The sequence below is a fragment of the Saccharospirillum sp. ABV4_185 genome, from assembly GCF_056159245.1.
In genome coordinates, this window is sequence record NZ_JBSWUW010000001.1 from 2,944,104 (window position 1) to 2,965,932 (window position 21,829).

Annotated in this window: 21 protein-coding genes and 1 tRNA gene; 11 read left to right on the forward strand and 11 right to left on the reverse strand. The window is 56.8% G+C overall.

The genetic code is table 11. The features are described 5' to 3' along the window. The first annotated feature begins 2 nt into the window (after window positions 1–2). Together aroC and ACXAE6_RS13990 are read left to right on the forward strand one after the other, a co-directional pair. Entirely contained in the window at window positions 3–1,100 is a 1,098-nt protein-coding gene (aroC, locus tag ACXAE6_RS13985; RefSeq protein WP_475149466.1) for a chorismate synthase, read from the forward strand. A gap of 77 nt (window positions 1,101–1,177) precedes the next feature. Then, complete coding sequence (locus tag ACXAE6_RS13990) at window positions 1,178–1,555, forward strand: DUF2914 domain-containing protein (RefSeq protein ID WP_475149467.1); 378 nt, start codon at window positions 1,178–1,180, stop codon at window positions 1,553–1,555. On the opposite strand, the gene ACXAE6_RS13995 is transcribed toward ACXAE6_RS13990, so the two are convergent. The 3 genes from ACXAE6_RS13995 to ACXAE6_RS14005 form a co-directional block, all read right to left on the reverse strand. Continuing rightward, on the reverse strand, window positions 1,536–2,693 hold the full coding sequence (locus ACXAE6_RS13995) for a cation diffusion facilitator family transporter (RefSeq protein ID WP_475149469.1): 1,158 nt from the start codon (window positions 2,691–2,693) through the stop codon (window positions 1,536–1,538). The genes ACXAE6_RS13990 and ACXAE6_RS13995 overlap by 20 nt on opposite strands. Then, the gene (gene trmH, locus ACXAE6_RS14000) at window positions 2,690–3,367 is read right to left on the reverse strand and encodes a tRNA (guanosine(18)-2'-O)-methyltransferase TrmH (RefSeq protein WP_475149473.1); all 678 of its coding nucleotides are present in this window, start codon (window positions 3,365–3,367) and stop codon (window positions 2,690–2,692) included. The genes ACXAE6_RS13995 and trmH overlap by 4 nt, the downstream gene beginning before the upstream one ends. Before the next feature lie 91 nt (window positions 3,368–3,458). Continuing rightward, the gene (locus ACXAE6_RS14005) at window positions 3,459–5,288 is read right to left on the reverse strand and encodes a beta-ketoacyl synthase (RefSeq protein ID WP_475149478.1); all 1,830 of its coding nucleotides are present in this window, start codon (window positions 5,286–5,288) and stop codon (window positions 3,459–3,461) included. A 101-nt stretch (window positions 5,289–5,389) separates the two neighbouring features. Here ACXAE6_RS14005 and ACXAE6_RS14010 point away from each other — a divergent pair, with 101 nt between their 5' ends. After that, window positions 5,390–6,367 carry a GlxA family transcriptional regulator gene (locus tag ACXAE6_RS14010; RefSeq protein WP_475149482.1) on the forward strand — a complete coding sequence of 326 codons (978 nt, stop codon included), beginning with the start codon at window positions 5,390–5,392 and terminating at the stop codon, window positions 6,365–6,367. Here the strand turns inward: ACXAE6_RS14010 and ACXAE6_RS14015 are convergent. Genes ACXAE6_RS14015 through ACXAE6_RS14035 form a run of 5 tightly spaced genes read right to left on the reverse strand, consistent with a single transcriptional unit; the run spans window position 6,364 to window position 9,311 of the window. Then, the gene (locus ACXAE6_RS14015; RefSeq protein ID WP_475149484.1) at window positions 6,364–6,819 is read right to left on the reverse strand and encodes a DUF2069 domain-containing protein; all 456 of its coding nucleotides are present in this window, start codon (window positions 6,817–6,819) and stop codon (window positions 6,364–6,366) included. The two genes, ACXAE6_RS14010 and ACXAE6_RS14015, sit on opposite strands and share 4 nt — an antisense overlap. Next, the gene (wrbA, locus tag ACXAE6_RS14020; RefSeq protein WP_475149486.1) at window positions 6,806–7,405 is read right to left on the reverse strand and encodes an NAD(P)H:quinone oxidoreductase; all 600 of its coding nucleotides are present in this window, start codon (window positions 7,403–7,405) and stop codon (window positions 6,806–6,808) included. Before wrbA ends, ACXAE6_RS14015 begins: the two co-directional genes overlap by 14 nt. 1 nt (window position 7,406) lies before the next feature. Continuing rightward, window positions 7,407–7,754: an arsenate reductase (glutaredoxin) gene (gene arsC / locus ACXAE6_RS14025; protein WP_475149489.1), complete on the reverse strand. Its 348-nt coding sequence runs from the start codon at window positions 7,752–7,754 to the stop codon at window positions 7,407–7,409. A 19-nt stretch (window positions 7,755–7,773) separates the two neighbouring features. Continuing rightward, window positions 7,774–8,118: a hypothetical protein gene (locus ACXAE6_RS14030; protein ID WP_475149494.1), complete on the reverse strand. Its 345-nt coding sequence runs from the start codon at window positions 8,116–8,118 to the stop codon at window positions 7,774–7,776. Further along, on the reverse strand, window positions 8,115–9,311 hold the full coding sequence (locus ACXAE6_RS14035; RefSeq protein ID WP_475149499.1) for a DesA family fatty acid desaturase: 1,197 nt from the start codon (window positions 9,309–9,311) through the stop codon (window positions 8,115–8,117). Before ACXAE6_RS14035 ends, ACXAE6_RS14030 begins: the two co-directional genes overlap by 4 nt. Window positions 9,312–9,555: 244 nt before the next feature. Between ACXAE6_RS14035 and ACXAE6_RS14040 the strand changes: the two genes are divergently transcribed. The 3 genes from ACXAE6_RS14040 to ACXAE6_RS14050 all read left to right on the forward strand — a co-directional run bounded on the left by ACXAE6_RS14040 (window position 9,556) and on the right by ACXAE6_RS14050 (window position 12,282). Continuing rightward, the gene (locus ACXAE6_RS14040; RefSeq protein WP_475149503.1) at window positions 9,556–11,262 is read left to right on the forward strand and encodes a protein-disulfide reductase DsbD family protein; all 1,707 of its coding nucleotides are present in this window, start codon (window positions 9,556–9,558) and stop codon (window positions 11,260–11,262) included. A gap of 128 nt (window positions 11,263–11,390) precedes the next feature. Further along, a complete protein-coding gene (locus ACXAE6_RS14045) occupies window positions 11,391–11,906 on the forward strand; it encodes a 3'-5' exonuclease (protein WP_475149506.1) in 516 nt (171 codons plus the stop codon). Window positions 11,907–11,979: 73 nt separating this feature from the next. Next, a complete protein-coding gene (locus ACXAE6_RS14050; RefSeq protein WP_475149513.1) occupies window positions 11,980–12,282 on the forward strand; it encodes a BolA family protein in 303 nt (100 codons plus the stop codon). Between the two features lie 15 nt (window positions 12,283–12,297). On the opposite strand, the gene ACXAE6_RS14055 is transcribed toward ACXAE6_RS14050, so the two are convergent. Further along, window positions 12,298–12,843 carry a YecA/YgfB family protein gene (locus ACXAE6_RS14055; protein WP_475149520.1) on the reverse strand — a complete coding sequence of 182 codons (546 nt, stop codon included), beginning with the start codon at window positions 12,841–12,843 and terminating at the stop codon, window positions 12,298–12,300. Between the two features lie 129 nt (window positions 12,844–12,972). On the opposite strand from ACXAE6_RS14055, the gene ACXAE6_RS14060 reads away from it, so the two are divergent. After that, window positions 12,973–13,048: transfer RNA gene (locus ACXAE6_RS14060), tRNA-Arg, on the forward strand. 46 nt (window positions 13,049–13,094) lie between these two features. Then, window positions 13,095–13,847, forward strand: coding sequence for an S-methyl-5'-thioinosine phosphorylase (locus ACXAE6_RS14065; protein ID WP_475149523.1), 753 nt, complete (start codon window positions 13,095–13,097; stop codon window positions 13,845–13,847). 71 nt (window positions 13,848–13,918) lie between these two features. Here the strand turns inward: ACXAE6_RS14065 and ACXAE6_RS14070 are convergent, their stop codons facing one another. Both ACXAE6_RS14070 and mfd read right to left on the reverse strand, forming a co-directional pair. Continuing rightward, window positions 13,919–14,740, reverse strand: a complete 822-nt coding sequence (locus tag ACXAE6_RS14070; RefSeq protein WP_475149530.1) for a CsiV family protein — start codon at window positions 14,738–14,740, stop codon at window positions 13,919–13,921. Between the two features lie 8 nt (window positions 14,741–14,748). Next, complete coding sequence (mfd, locus tag ACXAE6_RS14075; protein ID WP_475149536.1) at window positions 14,749–18,210, reverse strand: transcription-repair coupling factor; 3,462 nt, start codon at window positions 18,208–18,210, stop codon at window positions 14,749–14,751. A 303-nt stretch (window positions 18,211–18,513) separates the two neighbouring features. Here mfd and ACXAE6_RS14080 point away from each other — a divergent pair, with 303 nt between their 5' ends. The 3 genes from ACXAE6_RS14080 to ACXAE6_RS14090 are packed head-to-tail and all read left to right on the forward strand — an operon-like array spanning window position 18,514 to window position 21,828. Beyond that, window positions 18,514–19,851, forward strand: a complete 1,338-nt coding sequence (locus ACXAE6_RS14080) for a Na(+)-translocating NADH-quinone reductase subunit A (RefSeq protein ID WP_475149540.1) — start codon at window positions 18,514–18,516, stop codon at window positions 19,849–19,851. Window positions 19,852–19,853: 2 nt separating this feature from the next. Beyond that, window positions 19,854–21,056, forward strand: coding sequence for an NADH:ubiquinone reductase (Na(+)-transporting) subunit B (locus tag ACXAE6_RS14085; RefSeq protein ID WP_475149542.1), 1,203 nt, complete (start codon window positions 19,854–19,856; stop codon window positions 21,054–21,056). Further along, window positions 21,046–21,828: a Na(+)-translocating NADH-quinone reductase subunit C gene (locus ACXAE6_RS14090; protein WP_475149546.1), complete on the forward strand. Its 783-nt coding sequence runs from the start codon at window positions 21,046–21,048 to the stop codon at window positions 21,826–21,828. Before ACXAE6_RS14085 ends, ACXAE6_RS14090 begins: the two co-directional genes overlap by 11 nt. The last annotated feature ends 1 nt before the right edge of the window (window position 21,829 follow it).

Genomic DNA, 21,829 nt, shown 5'->3' on the forward strand with positions numbered 1-21,829 from the left:
GGATGTCAGGCAATAGCTTCGGAACACTTTTTACCGTCACCACCTTTGGCGAAAGTCACGGCCCGGCTTTGGGTGCCATTGTCGATGGTTGCCCGCCGGGAATGACGCTGTCAGAAGCGGATTTGCAGGGCGATCTGGATCGCCGTAAACCGGGTACCAGCAAATACACTACTCAGCGGCGTGAAGCTGATGAGGTGCGTATTTTGTCGGGGGTTTTCGAAGGTAAAACCACTGGTACTCCGATTGGATTATTGATCGAAAACATCAATCAGCGCAGTAAAGATTACTCCGAAATCATGAACACCTATCGGCCGGCGCACGCTGATTACGGCTACGATCAAAAATACGGTTTCCGCGACTATCGCGGTGGTGGTCGCAGCTCGGCGCGTGAAACCGCCATGCGTGTGGCTGCCGGCGGAATTGCCAAGCGTTATCTCGCCAGCCAGGGCATTCATATCCAGGGCTGGCTCAGTCAGATGGGTCCGATCGAGCTGGATTTTAAAGACGCCTCAGCCATTGAACAGAACCCCTTTTTCAGCGCCGATCCCGGTAAAGTGGCTCAGCTTGAGGAACACATCGTACAGTTGCGTAAAGCCGGCGATTCAGTCGGCGCGCGCGTCAGCGTACGTGCCACTGGTTTAATTCCTGGCTTGGGTGAGCCGGTTTTTGATCGTTTGGATGCCGATTTGGCCAAGGCGTTGATGAGCATCAATGCGGTTAAGGGCGTGGAAATTGGCGATGGTTTTGGTGTGGTTAATCAACGCGGCAGTGAGCATCGCGATGAGTTAAGTCTGCAAGGATTTTTGTCCAATCATGCTGGCGGCATTGTCGGCGGTTTAACAACCGGTCAGGCCATCGAAGCGCACATCGCGCTGAAGCCGACATCGAGTATTACCATTCCCGGTCGCAGTATTACCCGCCAGGGTGAAGCGACGGAAATGATCACCAAAGGTCGTCATGATCCTTGTGTCGGCATTCGCGCGGTGCCCATTGCTGAAGCCATGCTGGCGTTGGTGTTGATGGATCATTGGTTGCGTCATCGCGCTCAAAACGCTGACGTTACACCACCCATTCCTGCTATTCCCGGCGCTGTTGAATAAGTCGATCAGCGCATTTACAGCGGCTGCGTTTCATGCCAATTTGACGGAATACTTCGCGCCAAGAGGAGACAATAATAATGCGAAGCTTCCGTTGGCCGGCCGTTATTCTGGCGGTCCTCTTGCCGGTGCTGGCCCAGGCGGACGTGGTCCGTCATCACTTCACCCGCAATGTCGTTGAGCGCGAACCAGTCGATCGACTGAGCAGCGCCACCAACATTAATCCGCTCTATTATTTTACCGAACTCGAAGGCATGACCGGTGCCACCATTGTGCATCGCTGGCGCTTGAATAACCGTCTGATGGCCGAGGTGCGTTTTGAAGTACAGGGGCCGCGGTGGCGGGCCTATTCGAGCAAAGAAATGTTGCCCGACTGGGATGGCATCTGGAAGCTGGAAGTGCTCGATGGCGACGGCAATTTACTGGCGACCGATACCATCAGTGTGCTGATCGACTGAGCCGTTCGCCGCTGATGGTCAGGGTGATGTCGGCAATCCAGTCAATATCGTTTAACAATTTCAGGCAGTGCTGACGCGCTGCCTGACGTTGCTCATCACTGGCAAAACGCAGTTCCAGTTGGGCGCGTTGTTGTTGGTAGTGAATGATCAAACGATCGTAATCACGCACACCATAGTCGGCCAATAAACCCTCTACGGCCGGACGCAGAGGTGCCAGCGGGCGTACCTGGCTGTCGTCAGGGTCGGGTTCATGATCAATGTGCAGGGTGACATCGGCAATATCGTCGTATTGCTGTTTGAGCGTGGTTAAAGCCCATTCGTTGATCTGGTGTCCTTCGGAGACGGAGATACGGCTGTCGACGCGCAGATGAGCATCGACAAACAGGTCCGGCCCCATGCGGCGGGTACGCAACAGATGCACATCACGCACCCCCGGTATTGTCGCCAGCGTCGTTGCCAGCGCGTGCTGGCGATCGTGATCAACGCCCTGATCGACCAATTGCTGTATGGCCTGCCAGGCCAGGCGAATGCCCATCCAGCCAATCATGACGGCGACGATCAGCGCTGCGACGATTTCCAATGCCGGATAACCGGCCAGCGTCGCCAGTAAACCTACCAAGACCACCACGGATGACAGGCTGTCCGAGCGAGCGTGCCAGGCGTTGGCTTCGATCAAGGCCGAGCGTGCCAGCCGAGCCTGACGAATGGCGTATTGGAAGTAGCCTTCTTTTAAGACAATGGCGACCACCACCGTTACCAGACCAAGCAGGCTTGGCAGCGGTCGTGTATCGGAAAACAGCAGCCCGACGGTTTCAACCGCAATACCCAGAGCAACAGTGAGCAGCAGGGCGCCCAGCATGACGGTACCGAGTGTTTCGAAACGGGCGTGGCCATAAGGATGATCGCTGTCCGGGCGCTGGCGGGCGATGCGCGCCAGCAGGATGATTGGCAAGTCAGCCAGCAGATCGGACAGGCTGTGCATGGCATCGGCAATCAGCGCTGGCGATGCAATTAACCAGCCCACTGCCAGTTTGATGACAAAGGCCAGACCATCAACCACCACCGCCCAGGCATTGGTGCGCCGGATGCGTCGATGGCGATCTTGCTCGGTGCTGGTATCGGTCTGGTTCTGGCTCACAGCGCGCCTCGGTAGGCCGGATCGGCCGGTGGAATTAAGTCACCATCCTCGTCCAGTTCCGGGTAGGGCAAGCCATGGCGATCGCAGTAGGCTGCCATCTTCGGTTGTGCCCAGCGAAACAGGGTGGCGCGGTAGGTCGAATCTTCGATAAAGGGGCGATCGTAGAGCCCGGCCTGACGCCGCTGATGCATGGCTTCTTCCAGAATGATGGCGGCCGCAACGCTGACATTATAGCTTTCCACCATGCCAACCATAGGGATGGTCAGGTGTTCATCGGCGGCTTCGGCAGCTACGTCACTCAGGCCGCGTTTTTCCGCGCCCATGATCAGTGCGAAGGGTTGGCGATAATCCACGTCACGGTAGTTGCGCGCTCGTGGTGACCAGTGTGCGGCATAGAGTTTAAAGCCGCGCTCGCGAGCGGCCTGCATGGCGTGTTCGATGTTGTCGTGAACCCGGGCAGCGACAAAGCGACCACTGCCGCCAGCGGTGTTGTGATACACCAACCGTCCGCGAAGCGGTTGCACCATATGGATTTCCGGAATGCCGACCGCATCGGCGGTGCGCAAGATGGCAGAGATGTTTTGTGCCTTGTGAACCTGATCGGTCAGCACCGTCATATCGGGCTGACGATCACGCAGCACCTGCTTGAATTTTTCGAAACGTGAACGACTCATGCGGTTCCAGAGTTTTCAGGACGGCGCTACTTTAACGGCCTTTCGGCAAAGCGCAAATCAGCGGGCGAGGGCAAGCCTCGCCCGCTGTGGCTCAATCGAGGTAGGGATTGTTTTGCGGCAGGTCGATGGCGGAGGTGAAGCGGCTCAGCGACAGTTGCTCGCGGCTCAGGCTCAGGTCGTTTTCACCCATCACTGCCTCACCGAAGGAGTACATCACCTTCAGTCCCTGTTCGCGCGTGCGACGGTCATAGTCGGCCTGGGCAGCGGCGATGACTTCGTTGCGGCCTTGCCAGCCATCGAGGCTGTTTTGACCGTGACGCTGACGCAGCAGCTCGAGCGTCTTGGCTGGCGACAGCACCAGAGCGCTGGCGTTGTTGCCACCAAAGCCCTTGGCATTGATCAGGGCGCCGTCCATCTCTGCACCCAACTCGCCGACCGCTTTGTGATCCATCAGGATGTCCAGGTTGGAGCGATGCACATCCTCAGCAATGTGATCAATGGTGCGAATGCCGGGAATAAAGCCTTCCGCCCAAACACCCAGGGCGGCGGTCAGGCTGTCGCCAGCAGCAGGCGCCTGGGAATGACCCAGATAAGCTTTGATCGCACTGATCGGCCAGTGCTGAATACCAAAGGTCTTGGCGATTTCATTAAAGATATGCGATTCGGTCACCCGGTTTTGTGGCGTGCCGGTACCGTGCGCCATCACAAAAGTACGCGCCAGCCCAGCGTCGCCCAGAATGGCACGGGCCAGCGCAGTGGCCTTGGCCATGGTGATGTAATTACCGACACCCGGGCTGGAAATGGATTTCTTGTTGGCATCGGCGTTCACGAAGACATCGGCGACCGAGCCAAAGATGGTAGCTCCGCATTCCAAGGCCAAAGCATCGTCCATCAGCACCACGAACTGGCTGGATTCGGCCATGGTAAAGCCAGCGTTGGCGGAAAACGGACGACAGGCGCGACGGTTATCGACCAGATCACTGCCATCGAGCGCGCGCAGTTGGTCGTCTTCGGCCAACGCGCCCATGGTGCGAAAACCCTCAATGATTTCCGGCACGATCGGCGCTTCGGAGTTGCCGACGATGGCGACCCGGCACTGGCCCGATTGGATGTCGGCCATGCCCTGGCGCAGGTTGTACAAAAAGGTCGCACAGGCGCCGACGTTGGTGCCGGTATTGCCGACACTGTTGATTACGTAGGAGTTGATAAAGTCGGCCGACATTTCCGGCAACGACAGCGGCAGCATCTTGGAGGTGATGCGTGAACCAGTCATTGGCGACTGATAGAGCCCGCGCAAGCCAGCCTGGTCGAGCTGAGAATAAGCCGAGCCGGCGTAGACCGAGATTTGATCCGGACGCACCCGCTCCAGCACCGACTGCCACTCCATACCGATCGACTGAATCGCATCAGAGGCACCATAAACCGCCATCTGCAAACCGCGCGGATGGTGTGTGGCGTTGTAATAGGAAGAAGGGTCGAAACCGCTGGGCAAGGAACCGGCAGAAGACACCTTGCTGCTATAGCTGCCCGGCAACAGCACCGGCATCTCGCCAGCAACATGAATGTGCACTTTATTGCCGTGCTCGCTGGTGACTGTCCAGCCTTCAGGCAGAGGATCGGGCAACTGACGACGCGTTAATTCGAAGTTCAGACCGTCAGCATGGCTCAGCTTGGCTTTGGTCTGCGTCTCGACCTGGTCGGGGTCGTAATGACTGGCGGGGTTGATGCGGCGCACCAGGGTGCCATCGAGCATGGCTTGCCGATCGTTGGTGCCCATCAGCGTCGCCAGGTCTTGCCAGGTCGCGGCCATACGGCTGTCGTCGAGGGCTTCGTGCACCAGGCGACGATAGCTGTGATGCATGGAGACCCGGCCAGCGGCGTTGATGCCACCAAAGCCGACGATCAGAGGCAGTGATTTCATGAGTGGACGTCCGTCAGTCAGTAACTGGGCGAGGACTATAGAGCCTGCCGTTCAGTGGTGTTATAACTATCTGGACGAAAAGCAATACAAAAAGGACATCCATGAAGCTGGCCTTTGTTATTGGTCCTCAATCTTTGTTGACTGGCATCGCCTTGCCAGTGGAGATGTTTTACGCCGCCAGTCGACATCGGGTGCGGCGACGTTCGGCCACACCACTGTCGATTCAACTGGTGGGTGAAACGCTGCAGCCGCAGCGCGCCATCGGCGGTCTGAATATTCAGGCGGATCACACCTTTGCGCAAGCCGACAACGCCGATCTGGTGTTTGTGCCGCCGATGTGGGGCACACCCTGGCCGGTTATCAGTCAGGCGCGAGGACTGCAGCACTGGTTGGTTGAACAATATCAGCAGGGCGCGCGCCTGGCGGCGACCGGCACCGGCGTCGGCCATTTGGCGCGGGCTGGCTTACTCGATAACAGAGTGGCTACTACGCATTGGTATTATCTGGACCGGTTTCGCCAGCGCTACCCGCAGGTGAAATTTGAAGGTCATCATTTCGTCACTCATGAAGATGGCCTCTATTGCGCCGGCTCAATCAATGCCCAAACAGACTTGGTGCTGTTTTTGATCGAACAAACTTTTGGTGAAGAAGCATTGGCGCTGGTTGAGCGGCAATTTATGCACGAGCTTAAGCGGACCTTCTCGACACCCTATTTCGAGCCGGGCGGAGCAGTGCATCATGATGAGGGTGTCAGCCTGGTGCAATCCTGGATACGCCAGCATCTGACCGACGATATTACGCTGATTAATCTGGCCGCCTTGATCGATCAATCTGCGCGTAATTTCAGTCGACGTTTTCAGGCCGCGACGGGCGAAAGCCCGATGGCCTATGTGCTGCGTTTGCGCCTGGACAGCGCCCGGGAATTGTTGCGCGATACCAACTTGACGGTGGCCGAGGTGGGGGAGACGTGCGGCTTTCGAACCGCCGCCTACTTTGGCCGGGTGTTTCGCGAGCGTCTGTCGATGACGCCCGGCGAGTATCGCAAGATGGTGCGCTCTAAGCTGTTTACCGCCGGTTAAAGCTGCTGTTCTTTAGCGGCCTGGGCTTTGCGTTGACGAATGACTTCCTCGCGGGCTTTTTTCGCCTTGGCGGCTTTTTTGAACGGCCGCAGCCAGACGATGATTTGCACGAAGGCGTTTAATGTTGTGCCGGTGATGGCCAGGCCGGCAATCAGATCGCCGGGTTTGAAGATCAGCACGATGCCGAACATCAAATACGCCAGAATTAAAAAACTCAGCCAGCTGACGGAACCGGGTTGAGGTTTGTGCGCTGCGGCGACAAAGCAGAACAGCGGAATGGAACTGAACAGACCCACCACGAAGCATGAAGCAATCCACTCGCCCAGTGGCATTGAACCGTAGGCTGGGCCATACAAAAATGCGCCAGCGTAGAGTGCAATCATCAACAGCCAGTAAGCCAGTTTCAGTTGGCGGTTCAGATTGATGGTGTTGTCTTTTTCAGCGGTTGCCATCGTCAAGCCTCAATGCCAGTTGTGCCAGTCGTCGACCCTGATTGCGAGCCAGACGAAGAACTTCAGCGTCCGGAGTTTGGTGGTCAGGCCCGGCGACCCAGGAACTGCCGTACGGCGTACCGCCAGCGCTGTGATCGTGCAGGGCGGCTTCGCTGAAGGGAATGCCGCTGATCAACATACCATGATGCAACAGGGGCACCATCATCGACAGCAAGGTCGATTCCTGGCCACCGTGAGGTGTGCTGGTGCTGGTGAACACGCCGGCGGGTTTGCCGATCAGTCGTCCGGAAACCCATTCATTAGTGCTCTGTTCGAGGAAGAATTTCAGGCTGGCGGCCATATTGCCAAAGCGCCCTGGTGAACCGAGCGCGAGGCCCGCGCAACCGGCCAGGTCGTCTAAGGTGCAATAGAGCGGACCATCGTCGGGAATATCGTTGGCCGGCGCTTGGTGATCGGCGCGCACCGCAGGCACGGTACGCAGCCGCGACTCTATGCCGCTGACTTCATCGACACCACTGGCAATGGCCTGCGCCAATCGTGCCACGCTGCCGTTGCGGCTGTAATAGAGCACCAGTAGATAAGGCACCTCAGATCAGCTCCAGAATCTGTTCCGGCGGACGGCCGATACGGGCAGATTTACCATCGCTCAATACCGGCCGTTCCATCAGTTTCGGATAGGCGGCCAAGGCTTTAGCGATGGCATCAGCGTCGCTGTCGGCCGACAATCCTGAGGCGCCATAATCGGCTTCTTTGGCGCGCACCAAGGCACTGGCCGGCGTATCCAATTCAGCGATCAGGGTTTTGATTTCTGCGGCGTTAAGCGGCTCTTGCAAATAGAGGCGAGTCTGATAATCCACACCCGCATCCTCCAGCAGCGCCAGAGCCTGGCGCGATTTTGAACAGCGCGGGTTGTGATACAAAGTCAGGGTGGTCATGGCGTTTCTCCAAGTCTGGCTAACTGCCGGGGCGCCAATCGTAGAGGCGCTCCAATTCATTCTGGTGCCACATTTCCGCTTCCGGACCACGATCAGTGCCCTGGTAAACGCCCAGAGTTTTGAGCTTGATAAAAAAGCCCGGGCGCGGAATAGGCTCGTTGCCTTTTTGAATCACCAGAGCAGCGCGTTGCGGTCGACCCAGCAAGGCATCATCTTCCTGTACAGCTTCCAGCAGTTCGGCCAGTTTTTGAATCTGTTTGGGGGGCACGAGCCCGAGGGCGTCGGCCAGAGGTTTGTACTGGATGGTCTCACGACGCAGTCGCAGACCTTCCAGTAATTGCAGCAGGGCGTTGGTATCACTCATGAATGGCGAACAGCGACCGGTTTCAGGGTGTATTGACGCAGCATGGTGGTGAACTCGGCCAGGGTTTCGTTGCCATAGGCTTCAGCCTTTTCACACCAGGCTTTGAAGGCTGCGGCCAGTTCGTCGCGCGAGCGGGTGCGCAACGCCCAGATGGCGTTCAGTTCTTCTTTGAGGTTGTGCAGTCGATGCAATTCCGGGTGCTTGTCGAAGAAATCGGTCATCCACTGGCGACGCGATTCGTCCCACTGTTCCTGGCTTTGTGACAACCAGGCCGACAATCGACGATAGTGCTGACCGGCACTGAGACGAATGTCGGCGTCTTCACGTACCGCCTGGCGCAGCACGCGGCGATGGAATTGCGCCATCACCCGGAAGCGGTCGTTGGCGGCAGCAACGGCGGTATCGGCATCGATCAACGACTTGCCATCGTGACGGAATACCAAAGGACCACGACGCACATTGCTGGCCAGCCCCAGCGCTTTGAACAGTCGGATATAGGTCCAGCCCAGATCGAACTCATACCAGCGCGATGACAGTTTGGCCGAGTTGGGGTAGGTGTGATGGTTGTTGTGCAATTCTTCACCACCGATGACGATGCCCCAGGGCACCAGATTACGGGCCGCATCGGGTGACTCGTAATTTCGGTAACCCCAGAAATGCGCTACGCCATTGATCACACCCGCAGCCCAGAACGGAATCCACAGCATCTGAATCGCCCAGATGGACAAACCAATGGGGCCGAACAGGGCGATATTGATAACGGCCATTAAACCGATCCCCGCCCAGTTGCCGATTTTATGGCTGTAGAGGTGACGCTCAATCCAGTCGTCTGGTGTGCCGTTACCGTAGCGTTTGAGCGTGGGTTCGTTGGCGGCTTCTTTGTACAGCTCGGCGCCTTGCCAGAGTACTTTGCGTAAACCCAGGATTTGCGGGCTGTGCGGATCGTCTTCGGTCTCGCAACTGGCGTGATGACGACGGTGAATGGCGGTCCATTCCTTGGTAATGATGGCCGTGGTAAGCCACAGCCAAAAGCGGAAAAAGTGTGCCAGAACTGGATGCAGATCCAGGGCGCGATGGGCGCTGTGGCGGTGCAGATAAACGGTTACAGAAACGATAGTCAGGTGTGTCAGTACCAGGGTGTAGAGCACAGGGTGCCACCACTGCCACTGCAAGAGACCGGTTGCCAGCGTCATTGATTCTAAGGTCCACGGAGATTGAAGCTGGCAGTATAGGCAAGCGGTGCCAGCGGGTGAAGCTGTGTCTTGCGGTCTGTTCTAAACTGGCATCAATTACAAAGTAAAGAAGCCGAAAGCTGGCTGGCCGGTGACCCCTTGGCATCCCTAGTATTTGACGCCAAATTGACAGACCTACCGTCGTCGGCTTTCCAGGGTTGACGCTAAAGTGGTTAACGCTACAACAGTAAGGACCTGAGGTTCGATGAGATCGTTAGTCGCAGTATTGCTGATGATGGCAGCCAGTCTGGCGCAGGCGACCGACTTCCTGCCGGTGGATGATGCCTTTCAGTTGAGCGTTGAGCGCCAGGGTGATGAGCTGCGTCTGCACTGGCAGATTGCCGACGATTATTATCTGTACCGCGATCAGCATCGCATTCAGCCAAGCGAGGGCGTTGAATTGGGAGCGGTGCAGCTGTCTCCCGGAGCGGTAGAAAAATACGATCCCACCTTCGATCAGCAGATGGTGGTCTACTACGGCAGCATGACCGCCGTTTATCCGGTACGTACGGACAGCGGCGAGATCGAAGTGGTCTATCAAGGCTGTGCCGATGCCGGCCTCTGTTATCCACCCCAAAAACGCCGTTACGACCTCAAAGGTGTGGCTCTGGCCAATGCCGATTCCGGCTTTGGTGGTTTTTCTTCCTTCGACGAATCCTCCCTGATCGACCTGCCTGTCAATCGCCAAAACGGCTCTGAACTGGCGGCCGTTACCCTGGCCAGCGCGCTGCTGTTTGCCCTGGTCGGCGGCCTCATTCTCAATCTGATGCCCTGCGTGTTTCCGGTACTGTCGTTAAAAGCGTTGCAACTGGCGCAGCACCGCTCTGAGCCTGGTCCCGGCGAAAGCGAGCACAGCGCCATTGCCCACGGTTGGCTTTATACCGCCGGCGTGGTGATCAGCTTTATTCTGGTAGCGTTGGTGTTGCTGGTGCTGCGCTCGCTCGGTGCCTGGGTAGGCTGGGGTTTTCAATTGCAATCGCCTGGCTTTGTGGCGGCGCTGGTGGTGCTGTTTTTTGTGCTGGCCTTGGCGATGAGCGGTTTTATCGAAATCGCCGGACGTTGGATGGGGGCCGGTCAGAATTTGGCGACGCGCTCCGGCTGGAGCGGCAGTTTCTTTACCGGCGTGCTCGCGACCCTGGTGGCCACACCCTGTACTGCGCCTTTTATGGGCGCCGCCATTGGTTATGCCTTAACCCAGTCGACGCTGATCGGCCTGACTATTTTCGCCGTTATGGGGCTGGGGCTGGCGTTGCCGATTCTGGTGTTGACCTATGTTCCCGGCTTGGGCCGCTTACTGCCCAAACCTGGCGCCTGGATGCTGACTTTCCGGCAACTGATGGCCTTTCCGTTGTTCGCGACGGTGTTGTGGCTGCTGTGGATCCTGATCGAGCTGACCGAACCAGTGGTGGTTATGAGCGCAGGTTTAGGACTGTTGTTACTGACGCTGGTGTTATGGACCGGCCGTTGGGCAACGCGCCTCGATGGTGCGCCTTTATGGTTGCTGCGTGGTGGTCAGGTGGTGGTGGCGCTCTGGGCTTTGTCGTTGGTGTTTTCCGTGCCCCGAGTGGATGAGCAGTGGCAGCCCTATGATGCTGCTACCTTGCAGCGTTACCAGAGCAATGGCGAAGCGGTGTTTTTAGATGTCACTGCTGCCTGGTGTATTACTTGCAAAGCCAACGAATCGGTTGCCTTATCGGGTGATGCTTTTGATCAGTTGGTACAACGCACTGGCGTGCAGTTGATGCGCGCCGACTGGACGCGGCCTTCGCCGGCCGTCGATGCTTTGATTGACAGTTTTGGACGTAACGGTGTGCCGCTCTATGTGTTGTATCCGGCTAATGGCGGTGCGCCGCAAGTGTTGCCACAAATTCTGACGCCTGGTGCTGTCGCTGCAGCTTTTGAGTCACTCTAGGCGGAAAGTGTTTGCAGCGGCTGCTAGCATCACAGTAATGCTGGCAAAGCTTGCTAAGCTATTGATCAGACTGTTAAACATGCCCTGTAACGGGCCAATCCCATTGCAGGAGTAGGTTGTCAACGCGGATGTTGTTGCCAGGTATTTTGGACATAGAAGCGTCCGGTTTCGGCCGGGGCAGTTACCCCATCGAAGTCGGCGTTGCCACGGAGCAAGGCGAAGAATACGCCTGGCTGGTTGTGCCGGAGCCTGACTGGTTGCATTGGGATGAAGGCGCTCAGGCGATCCACGGCATTAGCCAGGAGATGTTGTTGAGCGAGGGCGTTTCGGCTGCCTTGGTGGCCGATCAGTTGAATGAGTTGCTCGAAGGTCAGATTTTATACAGTGATGGCTGGGGTTTTGATTCCGGTTGGCTGGCGCTGCTCTATTACAGTGCCCGCAAGACCATGACTTTCCGTCTGGAAACGCTGCCGCGCATTCTCAGCGAATTTCAGTTATCGGTCTGGGATGAAACCAAACATCGCATTCGTACCGAGCGTGGTTTGAGTCATCATCGCGCCGGTGTCGATGCCAAGGTATTGCAGCTGACTTATGAAGCCACCAGCTTGCTCGAACATCAGCAGCAATTGCGCGGGCCAGGTTGATTTTCAGCGATTGCCGCCCATTTTGGCAGCCTGTAGCTTTATCTTTCGCCTGTGACTGTTATCGAGGTTGATCATGTCTGTTGCCGCATCCATTGAAGCCAAACTGGCGCCATTGTCGCCATCCCACCTGTTGATCGAAAACGAAAGCCACCGTCATTCGGTACCCGAAAACAGCGAAACCCATTTCCGCCTGGAGATCGTCAGCGACCGTTTTGATGGCTTACGCTCGGTGAAGCGCCATCAGTTGGTTTATGGACTTTTGCAGGAAGAATTGAACGGTCCGGTACATGCGTTGGCGATTCATGCTTACGCGCCGCAGGAGTGGGCCGGACAGGCACCGACATCTCCCGATTGCCGTGGCGGCAATAAGCTTTGAGTGATTAACGCCGGGTTATTTTACCGGCGCCTGCAGCAGTAAGTAGAGGTCGGTTAATACTTCGGGCAGATCGTCGATCATCTGGCGAATCAGCTTGGGCTGACGATAGATTGGCTGGTAATCGGCTTCATCAGCAAACAAACCAGACGCTACTTCGATGGGCAGCAACAAGGTCGCCAAGTTGTCTTGCTGTTCACTCTCGAACGATTCCGGCGTCGTGAAAACCACTTCCATAAAAGCTTCGGCCCAGAGCTGCTGCGGCGAATCCTGCCAGTCTGCAGTGGGTTCGAAGGTCAGAGCAATGCCATCGTCGGCATAGAGTTCGGTGGCAATCTGCTGATGCAGCTGCACGCATTGATCGGCAAACCATTGCGCTTCGGCTTCTGGCAACTCGTGCAGCGATTGGTCGATGGCGCTGGCCAGCCATTCATCGGACAGCGGCTGGGCACCGATCGCCAGGGCGGTCAGGTAACCGTGCAGGCCGTGAATGTCGAGGCAATCCTCGGCGCGTTGGTCATCTTCCAGCCAATCGGCCAGTTGGTCCAAATCAAGATCAGTCATGGTTTTTCCTTGGCAACTTGGCGCTGATTATAGCGGTCTCAGAGCCGGCTGAATATGATGTCGACGTCGCTAATGCCTTGATCACAAACGGTTTCCATGCCGGCGAGGGGTCGGTACAATGCCCGCCGACTCCCTGTAGTTCAACTGGATAGAACGAGGCCCTCCTAAGGCCTAAATCCTGGTTCGAGTCCAGGCGGGGAGACCAGCAAACATCAGAACAACACCAACAACAGCAACGAGAGGTGTCACGGATGTCAGAAACACTGGCCATTATTGGCGGTACCGGTTTGACCCAATTGCCGGGACTGACAATTTCCAAAGCACACGATGTGCAAACACCTTTCGGCAGTCCGTCGGCGCCGATCCTCGAGGGCGAACTGGATGGTTATCGTGTGCTGTTTTTGTCGCGTCACGGCCATCCACATCGCATTCCACCGCATCAGGTGAATTACCGCGCCAATCTGTGGGCATTGCAAACGCTCTATGCCACCGACGTTATTGCCGTCACCGCCGTTGGCGGCATCACCCGTAATATGTCGACGGGATCATTAGTGGTGCCAATGCAAATCATCGATTACACCCACAGCCGTGAATCGACCATTTTTGAAGGCGAACTGGCGAGCGTGACCCACGTCGATTTCAGCTATCCCTATACCGAATCGTTGCGTCAGCTGTTGTTGCAGTCGGCCAAGAGCGCCGGCGAAGCGGTGATCAACGGTGGCGTTTATGGAGCGACTCAGGGGCCGCGCCTGGAAACCGCCGCTGAGATTTTCCGTATGGAACAGGATGGCTGCGACATCGTCGGTATGACTGGTATGCCCGAGGCGGTTTTGGCGCGAGAACTGAAGCTGCGTTATGCCGGTTTATCGCTCGTGGTGAATCCGGCCGCTGGTAAAGGTGACGGCGTTATTACCATCAAGCAGATCGATGAAAACCTGGCCGAGGGTATGGAGCGGGTGAAGCGGATTTTGAACGTCGCTGTTGATCAGTTTTACGGTTCTTGATGGGCGCTGTTATCAAGCAAAAAAGGTCGGCATTGCCGACCTTTTTTATGTTCAATCATTCTTCCGCAAGCTTATTTGTCGATCGGCGTAATCAGTATCAGCATGCCGAATTCCGGGTTGTCGAGATAGTGCAGCTCGCCGCTGCGCATACGACGACGTTGCTTCAGACTGATGCTGTCGGTGGCGACAAAAAATCGTTGGTGACTGGTTTGTGCCGTCAGTTCACTTTGATAAACCGGCGCGCCCTGGTTTAACGACAAGCCTGTGAAAGGCGCAGTTGTGTCGCCTTCCTGGTGGTCGTTTATCAAACGAAAGGGATTGTCAGTCTGGGCGTAATGAATCAACTGCAGGTCGGTGGTGAGGTGAAAATACCGCTCGACGTAGAGCTCCAGATAACCCTGCAATTCGTGTTGCTGGCCGTAAGTTTTGCCACCACTGATGCGCAGCAATTCGACATCGTCGCGACCCGGTACCGGCTGTACCCAGGCCTGGTGAAATAACAGCCGATAACCATCGCGACGACTCATGGCTGCGATTTCATCGGCCAGTTGGTATTCGGATTCCCCCAGCAAACGGAAGGGCGATAACTCGCTCAAGTCGCCATCGAGGACGGTGCGTTCCGGCCCGAAAGTGATCTCGTGGCTTTCCTGGGGTTCGTCGTCGGCATCTTCGTCGTCACGGTCGAAGCGCAGGGTATTGGGGATTTCAACGCGGAAGGGTTGTTCGGCGAGCATCGGGTAGGTTGGCCATTGTTCCGGGCTGTCGGTTTCCCGGTCCGGGTTTTCGAACACCAGAATTTCAACCTGATACCAGCGCTCCTCGTCGGATTCGGCCAGCGCCAGCGGTGCAATCAGGGTCAACGTCAATGCCAGGGCGGCATGCTTGAGTGTCATCAGAGGTCTCATCCGGGTTTGCTGGTGATCAGTGTGAGGATTTCTTCGACGGTGTCAAACCGCTGTTCGGGCGTTGCACAGTCGGCGCTGAAGCGCAGTTGAGTACCGTTTTTTAACTTGAACCGATGTGGCTGAGATTGAATCAACTGCACCAGTCGGAAGGGGTCGATGATGGTGTCTTTGGCGAAGTCGATAAAGCCACCACTGGGGCCGACATCAAAGCGTTCAATACCAATGGGTTCCAGGCACAGGCGCACCGAGGTCTGGCGGACAAGGTTGCGTACTGGCTCCGGCAACAGACCGAAACGGTCGATCATTTCCACCTGCAATTCATCCAGCTCATCGGCATCAGCGGCCGAGGCGATGCGTTTGTACAGTGACAAACGGGTGTTGATATCAGGAATGTAATCATCCGGAATCAAGGCCGGTATGCGCAGGTTCAGGTCGACACCGCCGCGTTCGGCCGCTTCCGGCGAGAACGTCTCGCCTGCTTGAATGGCTTTGACGGCGCGATTGAGCATATCCAGATAGAGCGAGAAACCGATGCCTTCGATGTGGCCGCTCTGTTCGTCACCCAGCAACTCGCCGGCACCGCGAATCTCCAGGTCATGGGTGGCGAGCGTAAAGCCGGCACCCAGATCCTGAGCTTCGCCAATGGCTTCGAGGCGTTTCTGGGCGTCTTTGGTCAGCGACTTCCAGGGCGGCGTCATCAAATAGGCGTAAGCCTGGTGATGTGAGCGACCGACGCGACCGCGTAACTGATGCAACTGCGCCAGTCCAAAGCGGTCGGCGCGTTCGATAACGATGGTGTTGGCTGAAGGCACGTCGATGCCGGTCTCGATAATGGTGGTGCACAGCAGCACATTAAAACGCTTGTGGTAGAAGTCGGACATGATGCGTTCCAGCTGTCGCTCGGGCATCTGGCCGTGCGCCACCACGATGCGCGCTTCCGGTACCAGTTCGCGTAACGCCTGGGCGGTGCGCTCGATGGTGCTGACTTCATTGTGCAGGTAATAAACCTGACCACCGCGGAGGATTTCACGCAACAGGGCTTCTTTAACTTGGGCGTCATCGCGTTCGCGTACGAAGGTTTTTACCGACAAACGGCGCGCTGGTGGTGTGGCGATAATGCTTAAATCGCGCACGCCAGACATCGACATATTGAGGGTGCGCGGGATCGGTGTGGCGGTCAGTGTCAGGATGTCGACATTGGCACGCAGCGCTTTGATTTTCTCTTTCTGGGTGACGCCGAAGCGGTGTTCTTCGTCGATGATCAGCAAGCCCAGATCTTTAAAGCGCACGTCCTTTTGCAGCAGCTTATGGGTGCCGACGACGATGTCGACGCGACCGTCGGCCAGGCCATCAATGATGGCACTGGTTTCTTTACCGGAGCGGAAGCGGCTCAAGGCTTCGACGCGCACCGGCCAGTCGGCAAAGCGGTCGCGGAAGTTCTCGAAATGTTGTTGGGCGAGCAGGGTGGTCGGCACCAGTACCGCCACCTGACGACCGGCCTGGGCGGCAATAAAGGCGGCGCGCAGCGCGACCTCGGTTTTACCGAAACCAACGTCGCCACAGACCAGGCGATCCATTGGTTGCTGGCGTTGCATATCGGCGATGACCGCATCGATGGCATTGGCCTGATCGGCGGTTTCCTCGAAACCAAAGCCAGCGCTGAAACGAGCGTAATCAGCTTCGTTGAAGTCGAATTTATGACCACTGCGCGCCTCGCGTTCGGCGTACAGATTGAGCAGTTCGGCAGCGGTGTCGCGCACTTTTTCCGCCGCCTTGCGCTTGGTCTTGGCCCAGCGGTCATTGCCCAGTTTGTTCAGTGGCGCCTGGTCGATGTCGGCGCCGGAATAACGGCTGATTAAATGCAGGTTGCTGACGGGTACGTAGAGCTTGGAACCTTCGGCGTAGGTCAGCATGACGAATTCCTGCGCCTGGCCGTCCACTTCCAGCGTTTCCAAACCGAGATAACGACCGACGCCGTGATCGAGGTGAACCACCGGTGCGCCCGGGCTCAATTCGGTCAGGTTCTTGATGATCTGATCGTTGTTGTCGTTTTGGCTGCGATTGCGGCGCCGTTGCTGGACGACATAGTCACCGAACAGCTGAGTTTCGCTGATCAGCACGAATTCGCCTTCGCGCGCGACCAGGCCTTCACTCAGCGGCGCCACAGTCAGGCCATAGCGAATGCTGTTGTCGGTGATAAAGTCGCTGACCCGGGCCACGCCTTGTGGCTCGACACCGATACCGGCGAGCAGTTCTTTCAATGCTTCGCGGCGGCCCAGCGATTCGGCGCAGAACAATACCCGATAATCGGTTTCCATCAGGAAGCGTTCTAAATGCAGCAGCGGTTGCTGGGCGCGATGGTCGATCGGCAGTTCTTCAGGCGCTTCGACGGGCAGGTTCAGGTGGCCGCTTTGTTCGCGCACGGGCTGTGTCGAGAGCGTCAGCCGCGGGAAAGTATTGGCACGGCCAAAAAGTTCATTGCTGGGCGTGAACAGTTCGGTGGGCGTCAGGATCGGTTGGGTGATGTCGTGGCGTCGGTTCTCGAAGCGCTCTTCCACTTCGCTCCAGAATTGTTCCAGGGCGTTTTCCAAGTTGTCGCCATGCACCACCAGTGCATCGTCTGGCAGGTAATCCCAGAGTGTATCGGTGCGTTCATAAAACAGCGGCAGGAAATATTCGATGCCGCCGGGGGCGATGCCGTCACTGACATCCTGATAGACCGCGCAACGGCTGAAGTCGACATCAAAACGTTCGCGGAACGCCTGACGGAAACGACTGATGCCGGCTTCGGTCATCGGCACTTCCCGGCCGGGCAAGAGGGTGATGCGCTCCAGTGATTCTTCAGAACGCTGCGTTTCAGCGTCGAACCATTTTAGTGATTCGATCTCGTTGTCGAATAAATCAACGCGGATAGGGCGATCGGCGCCCATGGGGAAAACATCGAGGATGGCGCCGCGCACGGCAAATTCACCGTGCTGATAAACCGTATCGGTCGCTCTATAACCAGCGCTTTCCAACTGGCGCCTTTGCGCAGCTAGGTCTAGGGTTTGTCCCAGATGCCAATCGAAGGCGGTACCGATCAGCGCTTCGCGTGGCGGTAACCTGTGGCTGAGGTTGGCAGCGGTGGTCAGGCAGATGCCGTGCGGTGCATCGGCCAGTTGGTTCAGCAGGCTCAGGCGATCGGAAATGATGTCTTCGTGGGGCGAAAAGTTGTCGTAGGGCAGGGTTTCCCAATCGGGAAAGCTGAGGATCTTCCAAGCGTCATCAGCGGCCCGAAAGACGGCCAGCTCGGTGGCCAGACGATCCAATTGTGCCGGGCTGTCAGTAATAACCAGAACGGTGCCACCCTGATCGCGAACCAGCTCCGCCAGATAGGCGCTGTCGGCACTGCCGCGGACATTGCCAACACGACGATGATCGCCGCCGTTTTCGGGTCGATTGAGCGTGAGACTGAGCATGGAGGGCAGTATTTTCCTGGCCGTACAAAGGGCGCGAATGCTATCAAAAAAGCAACCACCGGCACAGCCACAAGCGCCACTGTACAGGCTTTATACAATAATAGCGCTGTTCGAATAAAGGCAGCGTGATGGTAGCAATGGCGGGTGACGATCTTTATACTTGGGCCCGCTTTTTCTAGGTGGGTTGGTCAGGTTTGCCGCCTTGGCACAAGTCTCTCCGGCCTGAAACGCATTTGACACCAGACTGCCGGAATGGGTCGTGTCCTACCGGTTCCGTCTGTCAGTCATCGGGTAAAGCACACTATGATAAAGATCAGTAAAGGGCTCGACCTTCCGATCGCTGGTGCCCCGCGCCAGGAAATTTCGGACGGTCGGCCGGTTTCGACCGTCGCCCTGGTCGGCTACGACTACCAGGGTATGAAACCGACGATGTTGGTGCGCGAAGGGGATCGGGTAAAACTCGGTCAGCCGGTTTTCACCGACAAAAAATCAGAGGGTATCGTTTACACTGCGCCAGCTTCGGGCATCGTTAAAGCCATCAACCGGGGCGCTCGGCGTGTTTTCCAATCCATGGTGTTCGAAGTGGACGGCAATGACGCCGAAGACTTCGGTGCGACTCCGGCCGATCAACTGGCCAGTCTGGATGCCGCAACCTTACGCGAGCGTCTGGTTAAATCGGGTTTCTGGACCGCCTTCCGCACCCGTCCTTATTCCAAAGTCCCTGTCATCGACAGCACTCCAGCGGCGATCTTCGTTCAGGCGATGGATACCAATCCGCTGGCGGCTAATCCGGAAGTGGTGATTGCCGAGCAGACTGAAGCCTTTACTCAAGGCTTGTCGCTGCTGACCAAGCTGACCGACGGCAAAGTCTGGTTGTGCAAAGCCCCGGGCGCCAAGATTCCGACCGCTGATGGCATCAGTGTCGAGGAATTCGCTGGTGTTCACCCGGCCGGCAATAGCGGCACTCACATTCATTTCCTGGAACCGGTCAGTCTCAACAAGACAGTCTGGTCAATCGGTTATCAGGATGTGATTGCTCTGGCCAAGCTGGTTACTACAGGTCAACTTTATACCGATCGTGTGGTGGCTTTGGCTGGCCCTCAGGTTAAAGAGCCGCGCCTGGTGCGTACCCGCATTGGTGCTTCGCTGTTCGATTTGAGCCGTGACGAACTGAAAGACGGCGAGAGCCGACTGATTTCCGGTTCTGTCTTCGGTGGCCGCGGTGGCGTTGATGAAGTGACCTACCTGGGTCGTTATCACAACCAAGTCAGCGTTCTGGCCGAAGGTCGTGAGCGACCGATCCTGCATTATTTGCACGCCGGTCGTAACCGCCACTCGGTACTGAACATCTATCTGTCCAAGCTGTTCAAAGGCAAGAAATTCGACTTCACCACCACGACTAACGGTTCCGAGCGAGCCATGTTGCCGGTGGGGCAGTACGAAAAAGTCATGCCGCTGGACATCCTGCCAACGCAATTGTTGCGTGCTCTGGTCGTGGGCGACCTCGACACCGCCGAACAGCTCGGCGCTCTGGAGCTGGATGAAGAGGACCTGGCGCTGTGCACCTATGTGTGTGCCGGTAAGTACGAATACGGTCCGATTCTTCGCGACAACTTGACGCGCATCGAGCAGGAGGCCTGAGCATGGGTTTGCGTAATACTCTCGACAAGATGGCGCCTTATTTCGAAAAAGGCGGCAAGTACGAAAAGTGGTACGCCCTCTATGAGGCGGTCGATACCATCTTTTACATGCCCAACAGTGTGACCAAGACCACGGCACACGTACGTGACGGCATGGATCTCAAACGCATCATGATCACCGTCTGGTTGTGCGTTTTCCCGGCCATGTTCTGGGGTATGTGGAACCTGGGCTTCCAGGCCAACACTGCCATCGCTGGTGGTCTGTCGCCGAGCGATAACTGGCATGAAGCTATCATCAGCCTATTGGCTGGCCATGATCCGTCCAGCATCTGGGACAACATGATCTACGGCGCGGCTTATTTCCTGCCGATCTATGCGGTCACCTTTGTGGTCGGTGGTTTCTGGGAAGTGTTGTTCGCCATGGTGCGCGGCCACGAAGTCAACGAAGGTTTCTTCGTGACCTCCATTCTGTTCGCTTTGATCTGCCCGCCAGATCTGCCGCTTTGGGCGGTTGCTCTGGGCATCAGCTTCGGTGTGGTCATCGGTAAGGAAGTGTTCGGTGGTACCGGTAAAAACTTCCTTAACCCGGCGCTGACCGGTCGTGCCTTCCTGTACTTTGCCTATCCGGCCAGCATGTCCGGTGATGCGATCTGGACGGCGGTCGACGGCTTTTCCGGTGCCACGGCACTGAGCTACGCGTTCAGCGATGGCCTGGTCGATTCCATGCTCGGCGGTCTGACCTGGATGAATGCTTTCCTGGGTATTCAACAAGGCTCCATCGGCGAAGTATCCACCCTGATGATTCTCATCGGTGGCGCAGTGCTGCTGATTATGGGTATTGCCAGCTGGCGCATTGTGGCCGGCGTGATGATCGGCATGATTGCCTTGTCGACGCTGCTTAACTTTGTCGGCAGCGATACCAATCCTATGTTTGCCTTGCCCTGGTATTGGCATCTGGTCATCGGTGGTTTTGCCTTCGGTATGATGTTTATGGCGACCGATCCGGTGTCTGCATCGATGACCGATACCGGCAAAATCTGGTTCGGTATTCTGATTGGTGTCATGACCGTGATGATCCGCGTAATCAACCCGGCATTCCCGGAAGGCATCATGTTGGCCATCATCTTCGCCAACATCTTTGCACCGACCATCGATTACTTTGTGGTGCAACGCAACATTAAACGGAGGCTTGCTCGTGGCCAGTAATAAAGACTCCATTCAAAACGTCATCAAGGTAGCGCTGCTGGTCTGTTTGGCCTGTGCCATCGTGGTATCAACAGCCGCCGTTGTATTGCGTCCGATTCAACAACAAAACCAGCAGGCAGACTTGCGCCGCAACGTGCTGCAGATTGCCGATATGTATCAGGCCGGTGTGCCGGTCGATCAGCAATTCGAGCAGATCGAAACACGTCTGGTGGATTTGCAAAGCGGTACTTTCTCGGATGCATTTAACACCGAGAATTTTGACCCTCGTTCGGCGCCCAATAATCCGGAAATCAGCAGCAGCATTCCGGCCAGCGAAGACATTGCCGGCCTGAAACGTCGCGAGCGTTATACCGAGGTTTATATCGTCAACGGCGAAGACGGCGCCATGCAGACGCTGATCCTGCCGGTTCGTGGTTACGGTCTGTGGTCGACTATGTGGGGCTTTATCGCTCTGGAAGACGACCTCAATACTGTGGTCGGCTTTGGCTTCTATGACCAGGAAGAGACTCCCGGTTTGGGCGGCGAAGTTGATAATCCGCGCTGGAAAGCCCAGTTCCCAGGCAAACTGGTTTACGGCGAAGACGGCAACGTCCAGCTGGAACTGAAGAAGGGCGGTATTAACCCGAACAATGAGATGGACGCCACCTACCGCGTCGATGCACTCAGTGGTGCAACACTGACCAGTCGCGGTGTGACCAACCTGATCCAGTACTGGATGGGTGAGCGTGGCTTCAAACCTTTCCTGGACAATCTTAAAGCAGGAGAAGCCTGAT

Coding starts and splice junctions, on each gene's coding strand:
- aroC (WP_475149466.1), top strand. CDS start 3: ATGTCAGGCAATAGCTTCGGAACACTTTTTACCGTCACCACCTTTGGC.
- ACXAE6_RS13990 (WP_475149467.1), top strand. CDS start 1,178: ATGCGAAGCTTCCGTTGGCCGGCCGTTATTCTGGCGGTCCTCTTGCCG.
- trmH (WP_475149473.1), bottom strand. CDS start 3,367: ATGAGTCGTTCACGTTTCGAAAAATTCAAGCAGGTGCTGCGTGATCGT.
- ACXAE6_RS14005 (WP_475149478.1), bottom strand. CDS start 5,288: ATGAAATCACTGCCTCTGATCGTCGGCTTTGGTGGCATCAACGCCGCT.
- ACXAE6_RS14010 (WP_475149482.1), top strand. CDS start 5,390: ATGAAGCTGGCCTTTGTTATTGGTCCTCAATCTTTGTTGACTGGCATC.
- ACXAE6_RS14015 (WP_475149484.1), bottom strand. CDS start 6,819: ATGGCAACCGCTGAAAAAGACAACACCATCAATCTGAACCGCCAACTG.
- arsC (WP_475149489.1), bottom strand. CDS start 7,754: ATGACCACCCTGACTTTGTATCACAACCCGCGCTGTTCAAAATCGCGC.
- ACXAE6_RS14030 (WP_475149494.1), bottom strand. CDS start 8,118: ATGAGTGATACCAACGCCCTGCTGCAATTACTGGAAGGTCTGCGACTG.
- ACXAE6_RS14035 (WP_475149499.1), bottom strand. CDS start 9,311: ATGACGCTGGCAACCGGTCTCTTGCAGTGGCAGTGGTGGCACCCTGTG.
- ACXAE6_RS14040 (WP_475149503.1), top strand. CDS start 9,556: ATGAGATCGTTAGTCGCAGTATTGCTGATGATGGCAGCCAGTCTGGCG.
- ACXAE6_RS14045 (WP_475149506.1), top strand. CDS start 11,391: ATGTTGTTGCCAGGTATTTTGGACATAGAAGCGTCCGGTTTCGGCCGG.
- ACXAE6_RS14050 (WP_475149513.1), top strand. CDS start 11,980: ATGTCTGTTGCCGCATCCATTGAAGCCAAACTGGCGCCATTGTCGCCA.
- ACXAE6_RS14055 (WP_475149520.1), bottom strand. CDS start 12,843: ATGACTGATCTTGATTTGGACCAACTGGCCGATTGGCTGGAAGATGAC.
- ACXAE6_RS14065 (WP_475149523.1), top strand. CDS start 13,095: ATGTCAGAAACACTGGCCATTATTGGCGGTACCGGTTTGACCCAATTG.
- ACXAE6_RS14070 (WP_475149530.1), bottom strand. CDS start 14,740: ATGACACTCAAGCATGCCGCCCTGGCATTGACGTTGACCCTGATTGCA.
- mfd (WP_475149536.1), bottom strand. CDS start 18,210: ATGCTCAGTCTCACGCTCAATCGACCCGAAAACGGCGGCGATCATCGT.
- ACXAE6_RS14080 (WP_475149540.1), top strand. CDS start 18,514: ATGATAAAGATCAGTAAAGGGCTCGACCTTCCGATCGCTGGTGCCCCG.
- ACXAE6_RS14085 (WP_475149542.1), top strand. CDS start 19,854: ATGGGTTTGCGTAATACTCTCGACAAGATGGCGCCTTATTTCGAAAAA.